This is a genomic window from Pseudarthrobacter naphthalenicus (assembly GCF_029076445.1).
Lineage (GTDB): Bacteria > Actinomycetota > Actinomycetes > Actinomycetales > Micrococcaceae > Arthrobacter > Arthrobacter naphthalenicus.
Map to the genome: position 1 here is coordinate 104,352 of NZ_JARESG010000002.1, position 20,621 is coordinate 124,972.

Consider the following 20,621-nt stretch of genomic DNA (forward strand, 5'->3'; position numbering starts at 1 on the left):
TGGTCGTCAGGAGCTCCCGCGGGCGTCAGACGGTGGCGCGCTGCTGCGGCGCCGCGACGTCGGCCAGCACCCGGGCCAGGACAGCCTCCGCCGTAGCCCCGGCGAACTCCGCTTCCGGGTCCATCACGAAGCGGTGGGTCCAGACCACTGTTGCCAGGTCCTTGACGTCGTCCGGGAGGACAAAGTTGCGTCCCTGGCCCGCAGCCCAGACCTTGGCCGCCCGCACCATGGCGATGGCGCCGCGCACGGAGACCCCCAAGCGACTCTCGGGCGCGTTGCGGGTCTCCTCGCAGAGCCGGGAAATGTATTCCAGGACAGCCGTGTCCACGTGGACGGTGGCCGCGAGGTCAGCCATGTCGGCGACGGCCTGCGTGGTGATGACCGCGGTGATTTCCTTGGAACGGTCTTTGAGGTTGGAGCCGCCCAGCAGCCTGACCGTGGACGCGTGGTCCGGGTACCCGATGGACGTCTTCATCAGGAAGCGGTCCAGTTGGGCCTCCGGCAGGCGGTAGGTGCCGGCCTGCTCGATCGGGTTCTGCGTGGCCATCACCATAAACGGCCGGCCGGCCTCATAGGTTACGCCGTCCACGGTGACCCGGGATTCTTCCATGACTTCCAGCAGCGCCGACTGGGTCTTGGGCGAGGCACGGTTGATTTCATCGGCCAGGACGATGTTGTTGAAGATCGGGCCCTTGTGGAACTCAAACTTCTGCGTCTTCTGGTCGTAGATGGTCACACCGGTGACGTCCGAGGGCAGGAGGTCCGGGGTGAACTGGATGCGGTTGTTCGAGCCCTGCACGGTGGCGGCCATTGCCCTGGCCAGCATGGTCTTGCCTGTGCCGGGGGCATCCTCAAACAGGATGTGCCCCTCGGACAGCATGGCGGTGAACGTCAGCCGGATGACGTGTTCCTTGCCCAGCACCGCCTGCCCCACGTTGGCAACGAGCTTGTCAAAAGTGCCTGCAAACCATTCGGCCTGCTCGGTGGTCATGGTCATGAAAGGGGTTCCTTCTCTTGTGCTGCTGGAGTTGTGGCGGGCCAACCCTGGCGGGCCGTGACGGTCTCTTGCTTAGCGCTTCGGCATGCCGCTGGGCGGGTTGCCGGGGTGGTTGGTGGTATCGCTGCGGACATAGTTTCCTGACGCGGCACCACTGGTCAGGTGGTACCAGATGCCGGAGGGGTTTTCGTTTGTCTTGTACCAAACCACGTAGAAGTCCGAATTTGCCGGCTGGTTCGCGGGCATCCACTTGCCGCCGCCGACACAGGAGGACGGGTTGCCTTGCCGGAAGCTGTCGGTGCCGTAGCCCGGTTCGGTGCAGCTGCGTACCGGCGTGGCCGTGACGGACCACGACGTCGGGACCGGCGGTGGCGGTGCGGCACCGCTGCGCGAGGTGTCACTGCCGATCCGGCCGGGCTGGTTTGCGCTGACCGCGCGGACTTCCAGCTTGTGGGTCTCGCTGAAGCCGACGCTCTTCGAGAACGACCGCTGGTCCGTGTTGACCCAGCCGCCGCCGTCCAGGCTGTACTGGTAGCCGGTTACGGGACGTCCGTTACCGCTCGGCGCGTTCCAGCTCCAGGAAACAGTCTTGTCCCCGACCCCGCTGCTGTTGCTGCCGTTCACGGTGGGAGCGAACGCGAGTCCGTAGGGGTTGACGCTGTTTGACGGCGGGCTGGCGTCCCCGGCCGTTGTGCTGCGGGATGAAACGGCCCAGACCACAACGGCGGTATCGGTGCCGTTGGCTGCCGCTACCACTGCTCCCCCGGCCGTGATGTCGCCGCTGCCGCCACCCGACGTCAGCCGGTACTTGTACGTGATCTCGCTTGAAGTTGACCCGTTGCGCTGGGCATCGGTCAGCGGGGTGAACCGGACATCGATCTTTCCGCCGTCCGCGTTGGTGCCGACGAGGGTGGCCGACGGCGCTCCCACCATGGCGGGCTTCCCCACGGCACGCACGGCCGCTGATTGTGCGCTGGTCCCGGAGGTCCCCGCCTTGTTGGTGGCGGATACGGTGAAGGTGTAGCCCGACTCGGAGTTGTCCACCGTGACGTTCTGGGCGGTGCCGGCGACCTGTTGGGATGCGACTGCGGCCCCGCCCTTCAGGGTGGTCAGGGTGTAGGAGGACACAGCGTCACCGTTGTTGTTCGGAGCCGTCCAGGACACTTTCAGCTGGCTCTGGGTCCCAACCGACGGGGCCGCCGTCGCCGAGGGTGCAGCCGGAGTCGCCGGCACACCGGCGGGCACTTCGGCGGCGGAGTAGGCGCTCCACTCGGACGGTTCCTTGGCGTCATTCCGGGCCAGGACACGCACCTTGTAGGACACGCCGTTCTGGAGCCCCTTCCAGACGTAGCTGACAGCGGTGAGGTTCTGGATCTGGGCGTTCTGACCGGCAGGGGCAGGTGAGATTTCCAGATCGTAGGACTTGACCGGGGATCCCTTGCTGGCCGGAGCAACCCAGTTCACTGCGAGCTGCTTGTCGCCGAACGTGAGGGTTGGCGCGAGGGGCGTGTCCGGCTTGACGTCGGGCCGGACCTCCGCCGAGGCGGGCGACCGGTCGGACTCGCCGAACTCGTTGGTGGCCGTGACCTCGAAGGAGTACTTGGTGTTGTTGACCAGGCCGGTGAGCGTGCAGGTGTTCGCCGGGCAGTCCTGCCTGAAGCCGGCGCCGTAAACCGTGTATTTGGTGATCGGTGAGCCGCGGTCGGCCGGCGCGGACCAGTTCAGCAGGGCTGTCTGATCCCCCACGCTCTGGGCCTGCGGGGTGGTGGGGGCCAGCGGCTTGTCCTTGACGGTAAGCCGGATCCGGGCCGTGGCCTGACGGGACGCTTCCTGCGTCTTGTCGGCCACCGTGTAGGAGACCACCATGGACCCGCTGAATCCCGGCGCGGGCGTGACGGTGACGGCGTCGCCGGCTACCTCTACATTGCCGCTGCCGGTTTCGGCCGTAGCGGCAACGATCTTCAGCGCCTGTTCGGGGAAGGGGTTGGAGTCGTTGGCGAGGACCCTGACGGTCACCGGCTTGCCGGCTGCTGCATTCGGTTCGAGGTCGTCATTGGCTACCGGCTTCGGCCGGTTGGAAGCGATGACGGCCAGCTGGTAAGTAGCGGTCGCTTCCAGTCCCCGCGGATCGGTCGCCTTGACCTGCACGGCTCCCGCGGTGCCGGTGGCCGTGGATCCGTCCACGGAGGCCTTGAGGATCTTGCCGTCCATGCGCGCGTTGAAGCTGGCGGGGCTGGCGCCCACCAGTTCGTACTTCATGTTGTCCAGGTCGTTACGGTCCGGGTCCGAGGTCAGCCGGCTCAGGTCCAGGTCGGCAGACTCCCCCTTGGGAACCTCAATTGTGGCGCCCAGGAGTTCGGGCGGGTTGTTGCGGTTCGGGTCCGGCAACACCCTGGTGCGGATGCTCAGGGTGGACTTCAGGCCGGCCGGATCGTCAACGGCGGTGCCGTCGGTCACTTCGAAGCTCAGGGAGCCCGGGCCAACGTAGTCCGCGCCGGCGGTGTACTTCAGTGAGGTGCCGTCACCGGCCACGGGATTGCTGCCGTCCGAGCCGATGAGCTTGATGCGGTCCGTCTGGGTCAGGCGGGGCGACCGGCCTTCACGGACCTTCACCCACTCCTTCAGGTCAACGTTCACGGACTGGCCCGAGACCACCTCGATGACCTCGTCCTTGGCCAGGGTGGGGACCTGCTGCCCCAGTCCCGGCACCCAGATGATCGCGGTGGACTTCTGCCCGTCCACATCCTCAACGGTGTAGGGAATGAGCTGGGGAGCCTCAGTGAGCTCCACAATCATGGTGCCGTCGGCCCCGGGACGCGCGGTCCCGGCCTCGGTGCTGATCTTGAGGTTCTCGCCCACGCCGTCGGGGTCTTCATCATTTTTCAGGACGGGGACGTCAACGGCGGTCTTTCCCATGGCCTGGGCTGATGTCACCCGGTCGTCACGGGCAATGGGCGCCTTCAGGGGCACCTCGTTGTCCACCACCACGCGGATGGTGGCCTGGGCCTGGGCTCCCCTGTCATCGGCAATGGTGTAGCGGACGTTGACCGTGCCGGCGGCGCCGGGGGCCAGCAGGATGATGCGTCCGCTGGTCTTGCTGACGGTGGCCTGGAGGGCAGGGTCAGCCTCAATTCCGTCGGAGAGGATACGGATCAGGTCACCGTCGGGATCGGTGTCGTTGCCGGTGGCGTCGACGGCGATCTGGCGTCCGGGCCGGACCTTCACCTCATCATCCACCGGGGTGGGGTTCTGGTTTGTCTCGCCCCGCGGGGCGATGCCCACCGTCACGGTGCCGGTGTTGACGGCGCCCTGGCGGTCCACCACCTTGTAGCGGAACGTGTCCGTTCCGGCGCCGTCTCCGGCCGCGGTGAAGTCAATGAAGTTGCTCCCCACGGTGGCGGTTCCCATGGCGGGGGTGCTGTCGATGCCGGTCAGCTGGACGGAGTCGCCGTCGGGATCAATCCCGTCCAGCGGCACGGGGATCCGCACTGTCCCGGCCGCCACGACGCGGGCCGTGAGGTTCCGCGGCTGTGGCCGTGAGTTTTGGGCGCCTTCCAGCGGAAGGATGTGGATAGTGACGGCGGCGGCGCTCTTCTGCCCCTGCGGGTCCACGGCGTTGTAGATGGCACGGACCGTTTTGGGCTGGGGACCGGCGATTAAGCGGACAGTGTTTTCCGAGACGAAGCTCCTGCCGTCTGCTTCATCAACGGGCTGCGGCAGGACGGGGTCAACGGTCAGTTGCTGGCCCTGCGGGTGCGTGTCGTTGTCCAGGACCGGGATGGTGACGACGTCGTTGACGCGGACGTTCACTTCGTCCGGTTTCGGCTGGGGTGCTTCGACGACGGCGGGAGCCGGAACCGGGACCACCGAGACGCTGCCGGTGGCTGACTTGCGGCCGTTGGACATGGTGTATTCGAAGAGGAACGGATCCTTGGTGCCCAGGACGTCGGTGATGCGCAGGACGCTGTGGTCGATCACGCTGACCGAGGCGGTGCTGTTGTCCGGCAGTTTTACGGACTGCAGCACCAGGACCCCGCCCGACGGGTCCGAGTCGTTGGCCAGCGGGTCCAGCAGGACGCTGCCGCCGGTGGGCATGAGGGCCACATCATGCACGGCGACGGGATCGCCGGCGTCCTTGCCGGACTCGACGTCGACACGGATCAGCCCCTGGCTGCTCTGCGGACCGTTGCTGGCGATGTACGTCAGGTAGACCGGGCCGGGGGTGGTGCTGCGGAACGTGAAGGTGCCGCCGTCGGTGACGGGGCCCAGTTCGGCGGGACCGTTTGCTTCAACCTGCGCCAGGCGGAGGGCGCCGCCGTTGGGGTCGGCGTCGTTCTTCAGGGGCGCGATCACCAGGTCCTGGCCCACCACGGCCGTGACATGATCGGCGTTGACCACCGGCGCCAGCGCGCCGGGCGGCTGGACGTTCACCACCACCTTGCCGGTGACCGTGGCCCGGCCGTCCCAGATGGTGACTTCAACGTTTTTCTTGCCCGCTGTGGCGCCGGAGTCCTGGAACGTCAGCAAGCCGTCGCGGCGGACCTTCACCTGGTCCTTGTCGTTGTCAGCCTTGGCATCCATCAGGACGAGGTCGTCGCCGTCCGGGTCGATCCAGTCGGTGAGGATGTTCTGGCTGACTGATTTGCCCTGTTCCACGAGCATGGTGGTGGCGTCACCTCCGCGCTTGAACATGGGGGGTTTGTTGTCGGCGGGTCCCACGACATTGAGCGTGACCCGGCCGGCGGCGGAAAGCCCCCGGCCGTCGGACGCATTGTAGCTGAACGTTTCGGTGCCGGGCCGGGCGTCGGCGGGGACGGAGATCTGGAACGCGGTGCCGCCGTAGATGCTCTGCAGCGTCCCGGCCTTGGGTCCTGCCTCGCCGACGGCGGCGGTCAGGACGTCGCCGTCGGGGTCGGAGTCGTTGTCCAGGACGCTGAGGATGGTGGTCCGGCCCGGACGGACTCCGACGGCGTCGGGTTTGGTTTCCGGCGGCCGGTTCGGCTTGGTGCGGTCCGGCAGGATGTTGATGGTGTTGTTGTCCGCCGATTCCTGATCCTGGTCATCGGACTGGTTCTTGGGCGGCACAACGTCGTCCCAGTTGTTGACCAGCTGCATGTTCTGGTTCACGAGCCACACGTTCCCGGAGTTCACATCGTTCAGGACCACCAGGTCCCGGTTCACCCGGAAAACATACGACGGCGATGCACTCGCCTTCGGCACCGCCACCTTCTTGTCATCGGCATCATTGATGCAGTCACGCACATACTTGTTCGCCCCCGACCACGCCGCATGCACGCACCCGCCCAACTGCACGGGCGCGGCAGGTACGCCCTCGCCGTCGAACGTCACCGTCCTGGCGGTGGAACCGTCCAGCGGCTGCTTCAGCAGCGCTTTCCGCGTCGAGATCGCCACAAAGTCACCCGCCGGACCGCCCTGCTGCAGCTTCGCATCCCGCGCGTTATCCAGCTGGAGCCGCTTCCCGCCGGGCAGAAACAGGTTCCCCGCCGCAGCATCCAAGACCACCGGTTTATCCCCCACCACCGTGATCTGCAGATCACCCGCACCCTTAAGTTCACCCCAGGTGGTTGAATCCGAGGCCACGACTTCGCCGTTGGCGTCCACGGTGGTGACGGTGACCGCTCCGGATTTGGGATCCGCCGAGTACACCCGGTCATCGGCGCCGACCGCGGACACCAGGCCTTCGGAACCGACCATCACAGGTTCGGTCGCCTCCTGGTCGAAACCATTGACCGTGGAGGGTGAGAGGGCCCAAACCTTGCCGGCGGCTGGATCCGTCACGGCCATCACACGGGCACCAAAGCTGACGTCCGCGGAGCCCGGCAACTGCTTGTCCCCGCCCAGGCGCATGTTTGCCGGAGAAACCTGGTTCAGCGTGGAACCCGTCTCATCGTCAACAAAAACATCCCCCGCGCTCTGCAGGACGTCGAAGGTGGTACTGGCAGGGGTCACTGCACCATCAAGCACCCGCGACGGATAATTCAGCCGGCCGACAGCGTTCTTGGACTTGCTGACCACCCACACTCCGCCGTCGTTCAACTCCACCTCAGTGGTCTTGAACCCCGGATAGATGATCGCACCGGCAACCAGTACGGCACCGGCAGCAGCCAAGGCCGCCCCGGAGACCACCTTGTTGCGCCGCCCTTTGAGACCAAACTTCCCCAGCAGAGTTCTCACAGTTTTTCTATTCCCCTGAAATGTGTGGCGGCCCCCCGGCCGAACCGTCCAGAGAGCCCCTGCAGGGCCCGCCGTTCCCGCGTTAGCCTACCGAAGCAGGGCCGGGGGCCGCGATGGGTAGCGCTCCCCTGCGTTGTGGACGCGGGCGCCCACAAGGTCCGACTATAGCGTGATACGCCAACAACTGGATAAACCCGCAGGTCAGCGGCCGGGCAGCATTTTCCTAGTCGACGACCAGGCCTTTGCCTTCGCCCCGGGCCAGCAGCACGGGGTGGATTTCGCCGAAGCCCCGCACGTTTTCGGCCGGCTGCGGAACCAGGACAAAACGTTCATCATCTTCCAGCGCCGAAGCCGTCATGGAGTCGATCAGCACCGTCCCCGGGTCGGCAAGGGTGGTGAGCCGGGCAGCCAGGTTCACCGTGGGCCCGTAAATGTCGCCGAGCCGGGACAGGATCCGGCCCCAGACCATGGCCACCCTCGCCTCGGGAAGGATCTCGTCCTCGGTGAACGCGCGGGCCAGCGCCAGCGAGATTTCGGCCCCGGCAGCCGGCGTCTCCGCGATGTAAAGGACTTCGTCGCCGACGGTCTTGACCAGCCGGCCACCGCCGACCGAGATGATCTCCGCGCATTTGTTCTCGAAGCGCTGCACCAGGCGGGCCAGCGTCTTCTCGTTCATCCTGCGGGAAAGGCTGGTGTATGACACCAGGTCAGCGAAACCGACAGCGCGGGCCAGCGGCAGCGGCGCATCGTCTTCGTCACCCTCGCGGCCCTCTTCGCTCGCCTGCAGGCCTGCCTCCGCGCGCACAGCCAGCCGCTGGACGCCGGCATTGAGCTGCCGCCGCCACGAGTAGACCAGCATGTGCTCCAGCGCGTCGAGCAGCGACGGGAGCTCGTTGACCAGGCGTTTGCGGGCCACCGCATCCGTAACACCCTGCTCGTGGACCATGTCCTCCACCAGGGCCTCGATCTGCCACACCACCATCCGGTCAGTCATCTGGCCGATGGCACGGGTTACGGAAATCGCGGCCTCTTCGGTCAGGACCCCGGCACGGACCAGGTCAACCACCGTGGACAGCGCGGCCTGGTCCCGTTCGGTGAACGCGACGTCGTCGTCACCGAAGTTCGGGAAGCCAAGAGCACGCCAAAGCTTCCGCGCAGACAACAGCGACAACCCTGCCCCGGCAGCAACCTCACGGCGACGCAGCTTGCGTTCGCCGCCCAGCAGCGTGGCCTCGAGCGCTTTGGCGGCCAGCCGTTCAGCAGACAGGGTGCCTGTGGGCGGGTGGGCACTTTCGGCCGGGCGGGGTTCGGCCGGGCGGGCACTTTCGGGCGCGCGGGCCGGCAGGGCCTGCGGGTCCTGCTGGTCCTCATCGTTCATTGTGTCCACCTTCTCTCATCTCCCACGGCCATCTGTCGTCTGTCAATCCGTCGTCCGCATAGTCCGGCAATTCATCGGCCGCCGGATCCCTGCCTGCAGGCAACTCGGCGACGGCATCCAAAACGAAATCCCGGAACCGTGCCGCTTCAGGGACATCCTGGAGGGTCACCACGCTTTGGTACCCGGTTTCCAAGGATATATTCCCGGAATGCAATATGCGCTGCAGCACCGACTGGTGAACGGTCACGTTGCGGACGGAGCCGAGATTAACCTGCTCGTCGCGGCGCCGCATCATGCCGTAGCGGGCAACAATCCGCCGGCTGGTGAGCACGTACCTGGTTCCCTGCCAGCGAAGCAGCCGCGGCAGGCAATATGCCAACCATATCCATGCGGCGGCCAGGACGCATGCCAGCACGATCCACGGCGCCCAGTCCGCGGAAAAGGCCGGCATCAGCCGGGCGGCCTCACCCCGCAGGGTCCAGGCACTGGCGAAGGCAGCGGCTGCAGGCGCGGCAATGAAGGCTGCGGCCGGGCCGGCCAGCTTCCTCGGCTGAGGACGCGTGATGGTAATAACCTGCTCGCCCGGGACCAGGCCTTTACGCATAACCGCCTTCGGGGTCCTGACCGGGCGGGGTCCAGGGCCGCAGGTGGACCACGTCACCGGCAGTCACAACATGTTCACGTTTGTCCCGGTCCACCACAAGGAGGGAACCGTATTCATCCAGCCGGGTGGCGTGGCCGATGATCTCGTGGTCCCCAGGCAGTTGCGCGCGCACCTGCCTGCCCAGGGTGACCATCACGGATTCCACGCGTTTGTGGAGGGAGGGCCCGCCTGCCAGCCCGGCGGTGGGGTCGCCGTCGGCATTGCAAAAACTGCGGTACAGCCGGGCAAAGTTCGCCAGGTAGCTCTTGAGCAGCAGGGTCCGGTCGGTGGTGAGGGGCTGCTCGAGCGCCACGGAGGTGGCGGTGGGCACTGGCAGTTCCGCTTCGGTCAAGGTCACGTTGAGGCCGGTTCCCAGGACCACCGCCGGCACGGAACCGTCCCCCATGGGGCCCATTTGCGCCAGGATCCCGGCAACCTTGCGGCCGCGGACCAGGACATCATTGGGCCATTTGAGTTCAGCAGGGATACCGGCCGTCTCCAGCAGCGTCTCCCGCAGAGCCAGCGCCGCCAGCAGCGATAGCCAGGAATACGTATCGGTGGGCAGAGGCCTGCCCTCGGCATTCACGGGGCGCAGCACGATGGAAACGGACACCGAGCTCAAGGGTGGCGCTTCCCAGCTCCGGTCCAGCCTGCCCCTGGCTGCTGTCTGGTACTCGGCCGTCAGCACTGAGAAGTCGGGCCAATCTTTCGGTTCGACGCTCACTGCCCGCAGAAGGTCGGCGTTGGTGGACCCGGTGGAGTCCACCACCAGCAATTTCGCGATGCCGGTGGCGGCCAGGAAATCCGGGTCCGCCAGGGCCCCGCGGTTCAACGGACTTCCCGGGGTATGTGAGTCAGCCATGGTTGAATCCTATCGACTCACGCACCCGCGGCGGCTGTTCCGGCCGGACATGACCCCGGACATGACCCCGGGCAGGTGGCACCGGAACGCGGTCTTAGAGGAAGATGTCCGGTACGAGCTGTTCCTCTGCCGCTCCGAGGCTGTAGGGCCTGAAATCGGTGATCCCGGCGGCCGCGAGCACCTGCTCATCCGTGTAGAAGTTTCCGCTGGGGACGCCTGCCCCGGCGGGTGAAGGCCCGGCCAGGTTGCCGCCGGTCAGGATCGCGTGGGCGGCGTCAGCCATGATCTGGGGCCCGCGGGCAGCCTGGACCATCGCCTCGCCGCCGGGCATGTTCCGGATGGCTGCGGTGTCGATCAGCGTGCAGGGCCAGAGGGAGTTGACTGCGATCCCGTCCGCCTTGAGTTCCTCTGCGAGGCCCAGCGTGGTCAGGCTCATGCCGTATTTTGCCATCGTGTAGGCGAGGTGCCGGCCGGCCCACTTAGGGTCCAGGTTCAGCGGCGGGGAGAGGGTGAGAATGTGGGCGCGGTCTGATTTGCGCAGCGCCGGCAGCGCGAGCTTGGACAGCAGGAACGTCCCGCGGACGTTGATGTCCTGCATCAGGTCATAGCGCTTCATGTCCACGGTGTCCGTCGTGGACAGATCGATGGCGGAGGCGTTGTTCAGGACTACATCGATGCCGCCGAAACGTTCGACGGCGGCCGCTACGGCGCCTGCCACATCCTCGTCGCGGCGCACATCTCCCACCACGGCAAGCGCCTGGCCGCCGGCCGCCTCGATCTGTTCGGCAGCAGTGTGGACGGTGCCCGCCAGTGTGGCATGGGGCCGGCCCGTTTTGGCGAGCAGGACAATATTGGCGCCGTCCCGGGCCGCCCGGCTGGCGATGGCCAGGCCGATCCCGCGGCTGCCGCCGGACATCAGGATGGTGCGGCCCCGAAGGGAACCAGTGGCACGGTACGGCGAGGCGGAAGCGGACCTTGCGTCGTTGCTGGAAGTCATGGGCCTACTGTAGTCCACATATGTTACTGGTCAGTAACATGCGTCTTGGTGGGCGGATGTGCCACAAAATTGTAGGGTTTCTACAGCCGTCCCCCGCAAATGCGTCATTAGACTAGCCAGCAGGGTTCGTCCTTTGTGCGGAAGCTACTTAATCCCGTCATGCGACCTGCCCGCCAGCAGCGAGACGCAGCACCCATTTGTTACAGCACCAATCTGCTACAGAGCCGGAGACACTTGATGAGCCACGACCTGACCACGACAGCGGGAAAAATCGCCGACTTCCGCGACCGCCAGGCCCGTGCAGAGCAGCCGTCCGGCCCCGAAGCCATCGAAAAGCAGCATGCCCGCGGCAAGAACACTGCCCGCGAGCGCATCGACCTGCTCCTCGACGAAGGCTCCTTTGTGGAGCTGGACGCGCTGGCAGTCCACCGCTCCACGGCCTTCGGCATGGAAAAGAAGAAGCCGCTCGGCGACGGCCTGGTCTCGGGCTACGGCACCGTGGACGGGCGGCCGGTGGCCGTCTACAGCCAGGATTTTTCCGTCTACGGCGGATCCCTCAGCCAGGTCAACGGGGAAAAGATCGTCAAGGTCCAGGAGTTCGCACTGCGTAACGGCTGCCCCGTGGTGGGCATCCTGGACGGCGGCGGCGCCCGCATCCAGGAAGGCGTGGCGTCCCTCGCCATGTTCGCTGACATCTTCCGCAACAACGTTCACGCCTCCGGCGTAGTCCCCCAGATCTCCCTCATCATGGGACCCTCCGCCGGCGGTGCCGCTTATTCCCCCGCCCTCACCGACTACGTGGTCATGGTGGACAAGACCTCGCACATGTTCATCACCGGGCCGGACGTCATCAAGACCGTCACCGGCGAGGATGTGGACATGGAAACCCTCGGGGGCGCCCGCCAGCACAATGCCACCACCGGCACCTCCGCCTACCTTGCCTCCGACGAGGCCGACGCGATCGGGTTCGTCCGGGAACTGCTGGACTTCCTGCCCTCCAACAACCTTGCCGAGGCGCCGGTGCTGGAGCACCAGCAGGAGCTGGAGCTCGACGCCGAGGACCTCGCTCTGGACGCCCTCGTGCCGGATTCTGCGAACCAGCCCTACGACATGCGCACCGTCATCGAGCAGATCCTTGACGACGGGCATTTCCTGGAGATGCAGTCCCTGTATGCGCCCAACGTGATCATCGGCTACGGCCGGGTTGAAGGACACACGGTGGGGATCGTTGCCAACCAGCCGCTGCAGTTTGCCGGCACGCTGGATATTGCCGCCTCCGAGAAAGCTGCCCGCTTTGTCCGGAACTGCGACGCGTTCAACATTCCCATCATCACCCTGGTCGATGTTCCGGGCTTCCTGCCCGGCAAGGACCAGGAGTTCCAGGGCATCATCCGCCGCGGCGCCAAACTGCTGTACGCCTACGCCGAAGCCACCGTCCCCAAGCTGACCGTCATCACGCGCAAGGCCTACGGCGGAGCGTACATCGTGATGGGCTCCAAGAAGCTCGGCGCGGACCTCAACCTCGCCTGGCCCACCGCCCAGATTGGCGTGATGGGCGCCCAGGGCGCCGTGAACATCCTCTACCGCCGCGAACTGGCCGCGGTCGCGGAGAACGGCGGAGACGTGGAAGCACGCCGCGCCGAAGTGATCCGGCAGTACGAAGAAGAGCTGCTGAACCCGTATCAGGCGGCCGAGCTTGGCTACGTGGACGCAGTCATCGCCCCGTCCGAGACCAGGATCCACATCATCCGGGGCCTGCGCGCCCTCCGTGACAAGCGCGCCAGCCTGCCCGCCAAGAAGCACGGGAACATCCCGCTGTGACCCCCAACGTTGCCCCGGGCGAAATCCCGGCTGCCGAAATCTCCGCCGCCGAAAACCCCGCCGCCGAGACGGCCGCGCCGCTGTTCTCCGTGGTCAAGGGCCAGCCCTCAGCCGAGGAGCTCGCGGCGCTCACCGCCGTCGTGCTTTCGCTGGGCGTCACGGACGCACCGGAGGCCGGGAAGCCGACACTCCGGCACTGGGTGCGCCGGCAGCAGCTGCGACTCGCCCCCACCCCGGGTCCCGGCGCCTGGCGGCGGAGCCAGGGATAAGCTCGTGGGGTGACTACCGAAGCCCCGCCCGCTGTCCGGCCGCATTCCGCCATCGATGCTGTGGCGGACGCCTACACCGATGCGCTCATCCGGTTGAACCCGTCCTTTGCCACCGAACTCGGCCTGCCCGGACACGAGACCGAGTACCCGGACTTCTCCCCCGCCGGCATCGCCGCATTCGCGGCGGAGGCCCGGGACGCACTGGAAGCCCTTGACGGGTTGGTGCCGCAGGACGACGTGGACGCCATCACCCTGGACGCCATGCGTGAGCGGCTGGGGCTCCAGCTCGAAATCCACGGGACGGGCTGGGACGAGGCGAACCTGAACAACATCGCCTCGCCCGCGCAGGATATCCGGGCCATCTTTGACCTGATGCCCACCGACACGGACGCCCAGTGGGAGCATCTCGCCGGCCGCGCCCTGAACGTTCCGGCCGCCCTGGCCGGCTACATCGAATCCCTGCGCCACGCCAGGGACGCCGGGAAGGTGGCTGCAGCCCGCCAGGTGTCCAGCGTCATCGAACAGGCCACCAAACACGCCGCCGACGACGGCTTCTTCGCGAAGCTTGCCGCCGGGGCACGGACTGCCGGCGGTCCCCTCGACCCCTCCGTCCAGGAGAAGCTCGACGCCGGTGCTGCCGCGGCGCGCCGTGCCTACCGGCAACTCGCCGACTTCCTCGGGACCGAACTGCTGCCCGTGGCGCCGGCGAAGGATGCCGTGGGCCGGGAACGCTACGCACTGGCCTCGCGCTCCTTCCTCGGCGCCGCCGTCGACCTCGAAGAGACGTACGCGTGGGGAGTCCACGAACTGGACCGGCTGATCACCGAGCAGGAGAAGGTCGCGGCCATCATCAAGCCCGGCGCCGGCATCGACGAGGCGAAGGAGGCCCTCAACACCGACCCCGCACGTCAGCTCCGGGGAACCGACGCCCTCCAGGCGTGGATGCAGGAACTCTCCGACAAGGCCATTACCGACCTCGCCGGGGTGCACTTCGAGATCCCGGACGTTATGAAGAAGCTCGAGTGCCTGATTGCCCCCACGGACGAGGGCGGCATTTACTACACCGGCCCCTCCGAGGACTTCAGCCGGCCCGGCCGGATGTGGTGGTCCGTGCCGGCCGGCGAGGACACCTTCACCACCTGGGCAGAAACCACCACGGTGTTCCACGAGGGCGTCCCCGGCCATCACCTCCAGGTGGCCACTGCCACCTACCGGCGGGAGCTGCTCAACAAATGGCGCCGGAGTGTCTGCTGGACCTCCGGACACGGTGAAGGGTGGGCGCTCTACGCCGAAAAACTGATGCAGGAACTCGGCTACCTGTCCGATCCCGGCGACCACATGGGCATGCTGGACATGCAGCGGATGCGCGCGGCCCGTGTGGTGTTCGACATCGGCGTCCACCTGGAGCTCGAAGTCCCCGAACGGTGGGGCACCGGCACGTGGACCCCGGATAAGGGCTACGAATTCCTCACCCAAAACCTTGCCATCAGCGAAGGCCAGCTCAACTTCGAGTTCACCCGTTACCTCGGCTGGCCGGGCCAGGCCCCGTCCTACAAGGTGGGCCAGCGGCTCTGGGAACAGATCCGCGCCGATCTCGAGGCCCGGCCGGGCTTCGAGCTCAAGGCCTTCCACACCAAGGCACTGAATATCGGCTCGGTCGGTCTGGACACGCTGCGGCGGGCACTGCTTAAGTAGGTGCGCGCCCGACCGGGAGGGCCGACACCCTCCGCGCGCTGCTCGTTCCTCGCTTTGACGCGCGCTGCCGGGTGCCTCCCCTCCCTGTCCCGCGGGTGAGACTTGCCACAGCGCCGCCGGGAATAACTTCATAATTGCCTTGCACGACGCTAGATTGCACGGGTTTGAGAGCTCGAGCTGACATTCAGCGGCGTAACATTTCTCAACATCTGTTCGTCATGATAAGAACCCCGGCCTAGCGTGTTCTGGTGAGCACTCAAACCCGCACCCCCGAATCCGCAGGAAAGACCGGCTTCCAGCTGCCCAAGTGGGCCGGCTCGTTCGGTTTCCAGATCATCGCCGCCCTCATCGTGGGCCTGGGCCTCGGCCTGCTGGCCAAGTACACAGGCAGCACCAAGGAGGCCCCCAACGGCCTGGGCGGGACGCTGCAGACCATCGGCTCGAGCTACATCTCGCTGCTGCAGACCGCGGTGGTCCCGTTGATCTTCACTGCTGTGGTCAGTTCCATCTCCAACCTGCGCCAGGTTTCCAACGCCGCCAAGCTGGCCTGGCACACCCTGCTCTGGTTCGCCATCACATCGCTGATCGCCGTCCTGATCGGCATTGGCCTGGGCGTCCTCCTGCAGCCAGGGGCCAACACCGGCATCACCCAGGAAGCCAAGTACGCCGGCAAAACCGGTGACTGGTGGTCCTTCCTGATCGGCCTGTTCCCCAAGAACTTCATGGGCCTCGGCGCCAGCTCCACCGTGACCGAAAGCGCCAACGCCGCCACCACGGTCAGCACCGCCGTGAGCTTCAACGTGCTCCAGATCCTGGTGATCGCCATCGCCGTCGGCGTGGCCGCCCTCAAGGTGGGCAAGGCCGCCGAGCCGTTCCTGAACCTCAACGCGTCCGCGCTGGCCGTCATCCAGAAAGTCCTGTGGTGGATCATCCGGATCGCCCCCATCGGCACCGTGGGCCTGATCGGCAACGCGGTGGCAGTCTACGGCTGGGACACCATCGGCGCGCTCGGCAAGTTCACCTTCGCCATCTATGTGGGCCTGGCCCTGGTGATGTTCGTGGTGTACCCGGTCCTGGTCCGTACCCACGGGCTCTCCGTCAAGCAGTACTTCTCCGGTGTCTGGCCGGCAGTGCAGCTGGCCTTCGTCTCACGGTCCTCCATCGGCACCCTGCCGCTCACCCAGCGCGTCACCGAGCGCAACCTGGGCGTTCCGCGTGCGTATGCCGCCTTCGCCGTGCCCCTGGGCGCCACCACCAAGATGGATGGCTGCGCCGCGATCTACCCGGCCATCTCCGCCATCTTCGTGGCCCAGTTCTTCGGCATCCAGCTCGACTTCACCCAGTACCTGCTCATCGCCCTGGTTTCGGTCCTCGGTTCCGCAGCGACGGCCGGCACCACCGGCGCCGTGGTGATGCTCACCCTGACGCTCTCCACGCTGGGACTGCCGTTGGCCGGCGTCGGCCTGCTGCTGGCCGTGGATCCGATCCTGGACATGGGCCGCACTGCACTGAACGTGGCCGGCCAGGCGCTGGTCCCCGCCATCGTGTCAAAGCGCCAGGGCATCCTGGACGAGGCGCTCTACAACGCGCCACGCAACGGCAACCCGTTCGCTGACGACACCCCCTCCGACGCCGGCGCCTCCACCGCGGATCCTTCGGCCGCAACCCTGGCTGCTGACCGGTCCGACGCCGAGAGGCAACTGGCTGAGGCGAAGGCCTGACACCGGCCGGAGTCCGCCGCTAAGGGAAGTCCCCGGGAACTGCACAGTTCCCGGGGACTTCTTTCGTTGTTGTGTGCGGCTGCCTGCGCCGCAGGTTAGCGCCCGCCCCCTCCAATGACTCCGTTCTGCACTGCCTTGGTGACAGCGTCCGCCTCCGCCTGGGTGAGCTTGCCGTCCGTCACGGCCTTGTCCAGGCGGGTCTTCAGCTCCGCGGCATGTTCCGTTTGTTCAGCGGCGCGCAACTCCTCCAGCGCGGCCGTGACCTTCGCCTCGTCAATGCCCAGCGACGCTGCGAGCGACGTGGCAAGCTCGGCCTGCATCGCTGAGGGATCGGGCCGGGTTCCGTCAGCCGGCATACCCTTCTCCGTGCCGGCGGCGGGCTTGTTGGCGTCTCGGAATGCCTTCAGGGCATCCGTCAGCTTGGTCTGGTCCACCCCGAGCTTCGTGGCCAGTTCAGCGGCGTGGTCACCGCCCAGGCCAAAGCCGCCGTGACCGCCATGGCCACCCCGTCCACCTTGGCCGTCAGCCGGAGCCGTGCTGGTGCCGGCGTCCGCGGAAGTGCTGGAGCTGGGGGTAGGAGTGGGCGTGGTGGTTGCAGAGGCCATCCCGGCAACCCCGATTCCGGCTCCAAGAGCGAGGGCCGTGGCCGTCAGGCCCAGCGTGATTCTCCGAGTTCGTGCCATTTTGTTTCTCCTGCATCTGCCGTCCGCGGACGGCTGGGTTATGTTCTCCCTGGCGGGACCCTCCCAGTCTCCGGCCGCAAACTCTGGAGCAGCTGTTGGGAACCTTTCATCTTCCTGTGAATGAATTTGCGCGGCGTGCAAACTTGCACGTAGTGTAATTTTGTGACCGAAACCCTTTCCCGGCGCGAACTCAACAAGGCCGCCACCCGCCAGGCCATCACCGATGCTGCCTTGACGCTTTTGCGCCGGCACGGCCCGGGGAACTTCACCGTGGAGGATATTGCCGAGATGGCGGGCATCTCCCGGCGGACCTTCTTCAACTACTTCGGCGGCATTGAGGCGGCGCTGGCCTCGGTGACGCACGGCTTCCTGGACAGCGCCCTGCAGCAATTCCGGCAGCGCCCCGCCGATGAGCCCATCCTCGAATCAGCGCGCGCGGCCCTCATGCAGCTGGCGGACCCGATGACCGTGGCACCCCTGGCCGAGCTGTTCACCCTGACCCAGGAGAACGCGCTCCTTTCCCGCTCAGAACTTGAGGCCTGGGATCACTGCACCGAGCAGATCATCAGCGCGGCACGGGAACGCTTCGCGGCAACTCCCGGTGCCGCCGTCGATGAGCTCTACCTGCGCGCCCTGGCCGGTGCCGTTATCTCCTGCGGCAAGGCGGCCATGGACGTCTGGTTCTCCCAGCGCGGCGCGGACCTGTCGCCTGCTTCCCTTGCCGTCCTCCGCCAGCTGCTGATTGACGCGATGGGCCACCTGGGCTCCGGCTTCGGCAGTCCTGCCGCCTCCGCTCCAACTACACCTACCCTCCTCAAAGAACGGCTCTGACATGGCCCTGCTGCTTTATCGCCTCGGCAAGTTCTCCTACCGCCACCGCTGGCTGGTCATCTCACTGTGGCTCGCGGCGCTGGTGGCCGTGGGCGGCTCCGCTGCCGCCTTCCACGGCACACTCTCCAACAACTTCCAGATTCCGGGCACCGAGACCCAGCGCATCGCGGACAAGTTGAAGCAGGAACTCCCCGCTGCCTCGGGCGGCTCCGCGAGCATCGTCTTCGAAGCCCCTGCAGGCGGCTTCACGGACCAAAGCCGCACAGCAGTTACGGCTGCCCTCGCCAAACTCGGTGACCTCCCTGACGTCAAGGCCACCACGGACCCCTTCGCCACCCAGGCGCAGCTGGACCAGGCCGGGCAGGCCATCACCGATGGCGGGCAGCAACTTGCCACAGGCCAGGCGCAACTGGACGCCTCACGCGCCCAGCTCGACGCCGGCGCAGCGCAGCTGAGCGCTGCGGAGCAGCAGCTGAAGGCGGCCGGGGCTCCCGCCGCCCTGATCGAGGCACAGCTGGGACAGCAGAAAGCCGCGCTGGCGCAAGGCCAGGAACAGCTTGCCGCCGGCACCAAGGAACTCGACGCCGCCAAGGCGAAACTGGAACTCGGCAAGCGGCAGGCAGAGGCCTCACAGGGAATCCGCTTTGTCTCGGAGGACGGCCAGGCCGCAGTGGCCCAGGTCCAGTTCACCACCGCCATCAACGCCCTCACCCCCGCCGTCCGGCAGCAGGTGCAGGACATCGCACATGAAACGTCGGCCGCCGGCGTCACCGCCCTGGCCAGCAAGGAAATCACCGAGGACATTTCCGAGCTGTTCGGCACCGCGGAAATCATTGGCATCGGCGTCGCGGCCCTGGTGCTGATCCTGATGCTTGGCACCCTGATCGCCGCCGGACTTCCGCTGCTGATGGCCATCATCGGCGTCGCCGTCGGCGTGGGCATCACCTTCGCCCTCTCGGGAGCGTTCAGCATGAGCTCCATCTCGCCCATGCTGGCCCTCATGCTTGGCCTGGCCGTGGGCATCGACTACTCCCTCTTCATCGTCAACCGGCACCGGACCCAGCTGCTCACCGGCATGGATCCCGAAGAGTCGGTGGCCCGCGCCACCGGAACCTCCGGCAATGCCGTGCTGTTTGCCGGGCTGACCGTCATCATCGCCCTGGCCGCCCTGGTGGTACCGGGCCTGCCCTTCCTGAGCGTCATGGGCCTGGCGGCAGCCGGAACCGTGGCCGTGGCCGTCCTGGTGGCCCTCTCGCTCACCCCGGCCATGCTCTCCCTGATCGGGCGGCGCATCATTTCCCGGCGGGCATGGGCCAAAGCCGAAGCGCACAACGCCGAGGCAGGCCACGAGGCGGCCGACCAGGCCAAGGACGAGGCCAGGAGCAACCGCGGCTGGGGCGCCCTGGTCACCAGGCACCCCATCGTGGCGCTCGTCGCCGGCGTCCTCCTGCTGGGCACCCTGGCCCTGCCGGCCGCGCAGCTCCAGCTCGCCCTGCCCGACGGCGGCTCCGAACCGGTGGACTCCGAGGCCTACCAGGCCTACGACGTGACCGCCCGCAGCTTCGGCGAAGGCGTCACCGGCCCCATCGTGGTGGTCGGGGAATTCCCGGCCAACCTGGACGCCACCCAGGCCCAAAAGCTGCAGTACGACGTCGCCGACCGGATCCGCGGCGTGGACAATGTGGTGGCGGCCGTTCCGGTGGCGTTGAGCGAGGACCGCCGGACCGCCGTCTTCCAGGTCATCCCCCGGGAGGGTCCGGCCAAGGCCGGTACCGTGCAGGTGGTCAGTGAGCTCCGCGAACGCGGTGCACAGATCCAGGCCGAGACCGGAGTGGCCATCGGACTGACCGGCCAGACCGCCGGCAACATCGACGTCTCCACGAAACTCGGCGACGCCCTGCCGCCCTACCTGGCGATCGTCGTCGGACTTTCCCTGCTGCTGCTGCTCCTGGTGTTCCGCTCCATCGTGGTTCCCCTGCTGGCAACCGGCGGTTTCCTGCTCTCGCTCGCCGCCGCGTTCGGACTCGTGGTGGCCGTCTACCAGTGGGGCTGGCTGGGAACCGTGTTCGACGTCGCGAATCCCGGCGCCGTGCTGAGCTTCCTGCCGATCATCCTGATCGGTGTGCTGTTCGGCCTTGCCATGGACTACCAAGTGTTCATCGCCTCGGGCATGCGTGAGTCCTACATGCACGGCGCCCCGGCCGAAAAAGCGGTCCGGATCGGCTTCAGCCACGCCGGCGCCGTGGTGACGGCCGCCGCCATCATCATGGTCAGTGTGTTCGCCGGGTTCATCTTCAGCCACCTGACCATGGTCCGGCCCCTCGGCTTTGCCATGGCCTTCGGCGTGCTGCTTGACGCCTTTGTGGTCCGGATGACCATTGTGCCGGCCGTGATGTACCTGCTCGGCGAAAAGACCTGGTGGCTGCCCAAGTGGCTGGACCGGATCCTGCCGGACGTGGACGTGGAGGGCGCCCAGCTCGAACGCCGGGAAGCCGGGACGCAGCGGCTTGCGGAGCCGGTCCACTAGGC

Annotated in this window: 14 protein-coding genes; 7 read left to right on the forward strand and 7 right to left on the reverse strand. The window is 66.8% G+C overall.

Annotated elements, in window-relative coordinates:
- Positions 1–25: 25 nt before the first annotated feature.
- From PY310_RS02570 to PY310_RS21540, 4 genes are all read right to left on the reverse strand, one after another.
- Positions 26–997, reverse strand: a complete 972-nt coding sequence (locus tag PY310_RS02570; protein ID WP_275212583.1) for an AAA family ATPase — start codon at positions 995–997, stop codon at positions 26–28.
- Between the two features lie 72 nt (positions 998–1,069).
- Entirely contained in the window at positions 1,070–7,192 is a 6,123-nt protein-coding gene (locus PY310_RS02575) for an Ig-like domain-containing protein (RefSeq protein WP_275212584.1), read from the reverse strand.
- Between the two features lie 223 nt (positions 7,193–7,415).
- Entirely contained in the window at positions 7,416–8,570 is a 1,155-nt protein-coding gene (locus tag PY310_RS02580) for an adenylate/guanylate cyclase domain-containing protein (RefSeq protein ID WP_275212585.1), read from the reverse strand.
- Entirely contained in the window at positions 8,560–8,901 is a 342-nt protein-coding gene (locus PY310_RS21540) for a PH domain-containing protein (protein ID WP_320537869.1), read from the reverse strand. Before PY310_RS21540 ends, PY310_RS02580 begins: the two co-directional genes overlap by 11 nt.
- Between PY310_RS21540 and PY310_RS21545 the strand changes: the two genes are divergently transcribed.
- Positions 8,894–9,124 (forward strand): hypothetical protein, encoded by a 231-nt coding sequence (locus tag PY310_RS21545; protein ID WP_320537868.1) that lies wholly within the window; start codon positions 8,894–8,896, stop codon positions 9,122–9,124. The two genes, PY310_RS21540 and PY310_RS21545, sit on opposite strands and share 8 nt — an antisense overlap.
- Before the next feature lie 42 nt (positions 9,125–9,166).
- On the opposite strand, the gene PY310_RS02590 is transcribed toward PY310_RS21545, so the two are convergent.
- Both PY310_RS02590 and PY310_RS02595 read right to left on the reverse strand, forming a co-directional pair.
- On the reverse strand, positions 9,167–10,075 hold the full coding sequence (locus tag PY310_RS02590) for a biotin--[acetyl-CoA-carboxylase] ligase (protein ID WP_275212587.1): 909 nt from the start codon (positions 10,073–10,075) through the stop codon (positions 9,167–9,169).
- A 94-nt stretch (positions 10,076–10,169) separates the two neighbouring features.
- Entirely contained in the window at positions 10,170–11,072 is a 903-nt protein-coding gene (locus PY310_RS02595; RefSeq protein ID WP_275212588.1) for an SDR family oxidoreductase, read from the reverse strand.
- Positions 11,073–11,309: 237 nt separating this feature from the next.
- Here PY310_RS02595 and PY310_RS02600 point away from each other — a divergent pair, with 237 nt between their 5' ends.
- The 4 genes from PY310_RS02600 to PY310_RS02615 all read left to right on the forward strand — a co-directional run bounded on the left by PY310_RS02600 (position 11,310) and on the right by PY310_RS02615 (position 16,578).
- The gene (locus PY310_RS02600) at positions 11,310–12,893 is read left to right on the forward strand and encodes an acyl-CoA carboxylase subunit beta (RefSeq protein WP_275212589.1); all 1,584 of its coding nucleotides are present in this window, start codon (positions 11,310–11,312) and stop codon (positions 12,891–12,893) included.
- A 38-nt stretch (positions 12,894–12,931) separates the two neighbouring features.
- The gene (locus PY310_RS02605) at positions 12,932–13,162 is read left to right on the forward strand and encodes an acyl-CoA carboxylase subunit epsilon (protein ID WP_275212810.1); all 231 of its coding nucleotides are present in this window, start codon (positions 12,932–12,934) and stop codon (positions 13,160–13,162) included.
- Positions 13,163–13,171: 9 nt separating this feature from the next.
- Positions 13,172–14,857, forward strand: a complete 1,686-nt coding sequence (locus PY310_RS02610; protein WP_275212590.1) for a DUF885 domain-containing protein — start codon at positions 13,172–13,174, stop codon at positions 14,855–14,857.
- A gap of 248 nt (positions 14,858–15,105) precedes the next feature.
- Positions 15,106–16,578, forward strand: coding sequence for a dicarboxylate/amino acid:cation symporter (locus PY310_RS02615; protein WP_275212591.1), 1,473 nt, complete (start codon positions 15,106–15,108; stop codon positions 16,576–16,578).
- Positions 16,579–16,673: 95 nt separating this feature from the next.
- On the opposite strand, the gene PY310_RS02620 is transcribed toward PY310_RS02615, so the two are convergent.
- Positions 16,674–17,261 (reverse strand): hypothetical protein, encoded by a 588-nt coding sequence (locus PY310_RS02620; RefSeq protein WP_275212592.1) that lies wholly within the window; start codon positions 17,259–17,261, stop codon positions 16,674–16,676.
- 162 nt (positions 17,262–17,423) lie between these two features.
- Here PY310_RS02620 and PY310_RS02625 point away from each other — a divergent pair, with 162 nt between their 5' ends.
- Both PY310_RS02625 and PY310_RS02630 read left to right on the forward strand, forming a co-directional pair.
- Positions 17,424–18,092, forward strand: a complete 669-nt coding sequence (locus tag PY310_RS02625) for a TetR/AcrR family transcriptional regulator (protein WP_275212593.1) — start codon at positions 17,424–17,426, stop codon at positions 18,090–18,092.
- Between the two features lies 1 nt (position 18,093).
- The gene (locus tag PY310_RS02630) at positions 18,094–20,619 is read left to right on the forward strand and encodes an MMPL family transporter (RefSeq protein WP_275212594.1); all 2,526 of its coding nucleotides are present in this window, start codon (positions 18,094–18,096) and stop codon (positions 20,617–20,619) included.
- The last annotated feature ends 2 nt before the right edge of the window (positions 20,620–20,621 follow it).

Coding starts and splice junctions, on each gene's coding strand:
- PY310_RS02600 (WP_275212589.1), top strand. CDS start 11,310: ATGAGCCACGACCTGACCACGACAGCGGGAAAAATCGCCGACTTCCGC.
- PY310_RS02620 (WP_275212592.1), bottom strand. CDS start 17,261: ATGGCACGAACTCGGAGAATCACGCTGGGCCTGACGGCCACGGCCCTC.
- PY310_RS02570 (WP_275212583.1), bottom strand. CDS start 997: ATGACCATGACCACCGAGCAGGCCGAATGGTTTGCAGGCACTTTTGAC.
- PY310_RS02630 (WP_275212594.1), top strand. CDS start 18,094: ATGGCCCTGCTGCTTTATCGCCTCGGCAAGTTCTCCTACCGCCACCGC.
- PY310_RS02595 (WP_275212588.1), bottom strand. CDS start 11,072: ATGACTTCCAGCAACGACGCAAGGTCCGCTTCCGCCTCGCCGTACCGT.
- PY310_RS02590 (WP_275212587.1), bottom strand. CDS start 10,075: ATGGCTGACTCACATACCCCGGGAAGTCCGTTGAACCGCGGGGCCCTG.
- PY310_RS02580 (WP_275212585.1), bottom strand. CDS start 8,570: ATGAACGATGAGGACCAGCAGGACCCGCAGGCCCTGCCGGCCCGCGCG.